The sequence below is a fragment of the Enterobacter cloacae complex sp. IR5384 genome (assembly GCF_049237265.1).
GTDB lineage: Bacteria > Pseudomonadota > Gammaproteobacteria > Enterobacterales > Enterobacteriaceae > Enterobacter > Enterobacter cloacae.
Genome location: NZ_JBMKHJ010000081.1, coordinates 1 through 3089, shown reverse-complemented (window position 1 = coordinate 3089; position 3089 = coordinate 1). Strand labels below are relative to the sequence as shown.

Below are 3089 nucleotides of genomic sequence, written 5' to 3'. Positions count from 1 at the left end.
TGCCTCGGGCATCCAAGCAGCAAGCGCGTTACGCCGTGGGTCGATGTTTGATGTTATGGAGCAGCAACGATGTTACGCAGCAGGGCAGTCGCCCTAAAACAAAGTTAACCCAGGATGAGAACCTTGAAAGTATCATTGATGGCTGCGAAAGCGAAAAACGGCGTGATTGGTTGCGGTCCAGACATACCCTGGTCCGCGAAAGGGGAGCAGCTACTTTTTAAAGCATTGACCTACAATCAGTGGCTTCTGGTGGGTCGCAAGACGTTTGAATCTATGGGCGCACTCCCCAATAGGAAATACGCGGTCGTTACCCGCTCAGGTTGGACATCAAATGATGACAATGTAGTTGTATTTCAGTCAATCGAAGAGGCCATGGACAGGCTAGCTGAATTCACCGGTCACGTTATAGTGTCTGGTGGCGGAGAAATTTACCGAGAAACATTACCCATGGCCTCTACGCTCCACTTATCGACGATCGACATCGAGCCAGAGGGGGATGTTTTCTTCCCGAGTATTCCAAATACCTTCGAAGTTGTTTTTGAGCAACACTTTACTTCAAACATTAACTATTGCTATCAAATTTGGAAAAAGGGTTAACAAAGCTATGCAATCGACGGCAAAAAGCTTCGTTCGCTTCGCGCACTACGCCTTTTCCGCGATTGATAGCGACGTTATGCAGCCAAATCCCAACAATTAAGGGTCTTAAAATGGTAAAAGATTGGATTCCCATCTCTCATGATAATTACAAGCAGGTGCAAGGACCGTTCTATCATGGAACCAAAGCCAATTTGGCGATTGGTGACTTGCTAACCACAGGGTTCATCTCTCATTTCGAGGACGGTCGTATTCTTAAGCACATCTACTTTTCAGCCTTGATGGAGCCAGCAGTTTGGGGAGCTGAACTTGCTATGTCACTGTCTGGCCTCGAGGGTCGCGGCTACATATACATAGTTGAGCCAACAGGACCGTTCGAAGACGATCCGAATCTTACGAACAAAAAATTTCCCGGTAATCCAACACAGTCCTATAGAACCTGCGAACCCTTGAGAATTGTTGGCGTTGTTGAAGACTGGGAGGGGCATCCTGTTGAATTAATAAGGGGAATGTTGGATTCGTTAGAGGACTTAAAGCGCCGTGGTTTACACGTCATTGAAGACTAGTCCTTTGCATAACAAAGCCATCAAACCGGACGCCAGAGATTCCGCGCCTGTTGCGCATGGCTTCGCCATTTTATGCGCAATAGGCGCGCCACCCTGTCGCCGTTTATGGCGGCGTTGGGCGCACAATAAGGCTCCTCGCAGAGTTGCTTGAAAGTTGTTACGATTCAAATTCAATCATGAGATAGTCAGCAGATGAGCACTTCCAAGAACGCAGACAAGTAAGCCGCAGCAACCTTCATTTTTCGGTTGTTGCGGCGTTCTCATGAATCCTTTTGCTCTACGGGAGCGCCGCCAAATCCTTTGTTCAAGGAGATGGTTTCGTGCGCTCAAAAAACTTTAGTTGGCGGTACTCCCTTGCCGCCACGGTGTTGTTGTTATCACCGTTCGATTTATTGGCATCACTCGGCATGGACATGTACTTGCCAGCAGTGCCGTTTATGCCAAACGCGCTTGGTACGACAGCGAGCACAATTCAGCTTACGCTGACAACGTACTTGGTCATGATTGGTGCCGGTCAGCTCTTGTTTGGACCGCTATCGGACCGACTGGGGCGCCGCCCCGTTCTACTGGGAGGTGGCCTCGCCTACGTTGTGGCGTCAATGGGCCTCGCTCTTACGTCATCGGCTGAAGTCTTTCTGGGGCTTCGGATTCTTCAGGCTTGTGGTGCCTCGGCGTGCCTTGTTTCCACATTTGCAACAGTACGTGACATTTACGCAGGTCGCGAGGAAAGTAATGTCATTTACGGCATACTCGGATCCATGCTGGCCATGGTCCCGGCGGTAGGCCCATTGCTCGGAGCGCTCGTCGACATGTGGCTTGGGTGGCGGGCTATCTTTGCGTTTCTAGGTTTGGGCATGATCGCTGCATCTGCAGCAGCGTGGCGATTCTGGCCTGAAACCCGGGTGCAACGAGTTGCGGGCTTGCAATGGTCGCAGCTGCTACTCCCCGTTAAGTGCCTGAACTTCTGGTTGTACACGTTGTGTTACGCCGCTGGAATGGGTAGCTTCTTCGTCTTTTTCTCCATTGCGCCCGGACTAATGATGGGCAGGCAAGGTGTGTCTCAGCTTGGCTTCAGCCTGCTGTTCGCCACAGTGGCAATTGCCATGGTGTTTACGGCTCGTTTTATGGGGCGTGTGATACCCAAGTGGGGCAGCCCAAGTGTCTTGCGAATGGGAATGGGATGCCTGATAGCTGGAGCAGTATTGCTTGCCATCACCGAAATATGGGCTTCGCAGTCCGTGTTAGGCTTTATTGCTCCAATGTGGCTAGTGGGTATTGGTGTCGCCACAGCGGTATCTGTGTCGCCCAATGGCGCTCTTCGAGGATTCGACCATGTTGCTGGAACGGTCACGGCAGTCTACTTCTGCTTGGGCGGTGTACTGCTAGGAAGCATCGGAACGTTGATCATTTCGCTGTTGCCGCGCAACACGGCTTGGCCGGTTGTCGTGTACTGTTTGACCCTTGCAACAGTCGTGCTCGGTCTGTCTTGTGTTTCCCGAGTGAAGGGCTCTCGCGGCCAGGGGGAGCATGATGTGGTCGCGCTACAAAGTGCGGAAAGTACATCAAATCCCAATCGTTGAGAGAATGTGGCAAGCTATCGCCCAACAAATCGCTGCAGCCGACCCAAAACCGCTACGCGGTTTCGGTCGGCTGAGCTCAGGCGTTAGGCCTCGCCGAAGCGAAAGATCGCTACTTGAAGTGTTGACGCCTTTGTTTTAAAGTTTCGCGTCTATCTTTCTGATTTTGTTAAAAAATCAGACTTTGATTAATCATGTTAGACGTCAGAGGTATTTTGACTTAAACGCCTCTGAGGTCGAATTAACGTTAGCCACCAAGAAGGTGCCATGAAAACATTTGCCGCATATGTAATTATCGCGTGTCTTTCGAGTACGGCATTAGCTGGTTCAATTACAGAAAATACGTCTTGGA

The 3089-nt window shown here is 50.6% G+C and carries 3 protein-coding genes; all 3 read left to right on the top strand.

The genetic code is table 11. The annotated features are described in order from the left end of the window. Positions 1–123 precede the first annotated feature (123 nt). The 3 genes from dfrA14 to ACOTX3_RS25805 all read left to right on the top strand — a co-directional run bounded on the left by dfrA14 (position 124) and on the right by ACOTX3_RS25805 (position 2740). Entirely contained in the window at positions 124–597 is a 474-nt protein-coding gene (gene dfrA14 / locus ACOTX3_RS25815; RefSeq protein ID WP_004201280.1) for a trimethoprim-resistant dihydrofolate reductase DfrA14, read from the top strand. 110 nt (positions 598–707) lie between these two features. After that, positions 708–1160, top strand: a complete 453-nt coding sequence (locus ACOTX3_RS25810; RefSeq protein ID WP_000237816.1) for an NAD(+)--rifampin ADP-ribosyltransferase Arr-2 — start codon at positions 708–710, stop codon at positions 1158–1160. A gap of 320 nt (positions 1161–1480) precedes the next feature. Beyond that, entirely contained in the window at positions 1481–2740 is a 1260-nt protein-coding gene (locus tag ACOTX3_RS25805; protein ID WP_012300772.1) for a chloramphenicol efflux MFS transporter CmlA5, read from the top strand. Positions 2741–3089 lie beyond the last annotated feature (349 nt).

What these genes read in the sequence shown, in the direction of transcription:
- ACOTX3_RS25810 (WP_000237816.1), top strand. Translation starts at nt 708, where the DNA reads ATGGTAAAAGATTGGATTCCCATCTCTCATGATAATTACAAGCAGGTG.